Consider the following 1,019-nt stretch of genomic DNA (forward strand, 5'->3'; position numbering starts at 1 on the left):
GGGCAGGCGTACCACCGCCCTGGCCCACAGGCACCGAGTCGGTGCCTGGCACGAGTGAGCGGCAATCATGGCAACACTGCACGAGCGGAAGCACTACCGCGAGACGATCATGAAGGCTCTGTACGAGACCACGGAAGGCAATCGATTCCTCGGCGTCACCGGGGCGAACCTGCGCGACGATCTTCAGATCCCCGAGCAGGACCTGGCCGCCGCCTGCGCATACCTGGTGGGCGAAGGGCTGGTCACCGTCGACTGGGCACAGGGAAACACCCCCGTGATGGTCACGCTGACGCACCAGGGAATCCGGCTCCTGGAAGCCGAAGAGGAGGAACGGGGCTGACGCGACACGAAGGCCGCTTCCGGAAGCCGAGCCACCCCATTGCCACGTAATCGCCCTTATGCCGTAAAAGCGCCTCACGCATGGCATGAGAGGCGGGTCCGCGCACTCTCACGTGCAACGACCTGAAAGGGCGACCCCGGCGCGTATACGCCGGGGCCGTTGGCAACACGGATCGAGTGGCCGCCGCTGCCGACGTGCGATGCCTATTCGCGGGCAACCGCCTCAAACGGCTGGTCAGCCGTCCGCCATGCGTGAGCGATGCGTGAGCGGACGACGTGGCACGGACTGGCCGGCGGTGGACCCGACGTCGGCCAGTTGTCCTCCGGCCTGGCATGAGTGGACTGTGACCGACTGCGTAGGACCGTCGGTCACGTGTCCGTCGGGACTTTCAATCCAGCAGCCCGCCGCATTCGCGCGTGCACACCTCACCGCCGGCACCGACCCACTGCACCTCTCCGCACCCGAGCCAAGCCCGCACAAGTCACCTCAACCTCCACGCCATCGGGGGCCAGCCCCATCCCAGCCCTTTAGCGCGGTACACCAGGGTCAACAGCGGTCGAAACTGACCGCCTCCAACAAGGCCCCGCACCCAAATAGTCGCAGTTCAGAGCGCCGTTGCCCCCCCTAAGACCCTGTTGATTCCCAAGCTCAGAGCGCGGGTTCGATTCCCGTCACCCGC

At 66.2% G+C, this 1,019-nt stretch carries 1 protein-coding gene; it reads left to right on the forward strand.

Features of this window, described 5'->3' with window-relative positions; genetic code table 11:
- Positions 1–67 precede the first annotated feature (67 nt).
- Entirely contained in the window at positions 68–340 is a 273-nt protein-coding gene (locus AB0I03_RS27210; protein ID WP_102926861.1) for a hypothetical protein, read from the forward strand.
- Positions 341–1,019: the final 679 nt, after the last annotated feature.

This window comes from Glycomyces sp. NPDC021274 (genome assembly GCF_040641195.1).
GTDB lineage: Bacteria > Actinomycetota > Actinomycetes > Mycobacteriales > Micromonosporaceae > Glycomyces.

Excerpts from the sequence above, each read along its gene's own strand:
- AB0I03_RS27210 (WP_102926861.1), top strand. The coding sequence starts at position 68 with ATGGCAACACTGCACGAGCGGAAGCACTACCGCGAGACGATCATGAAG.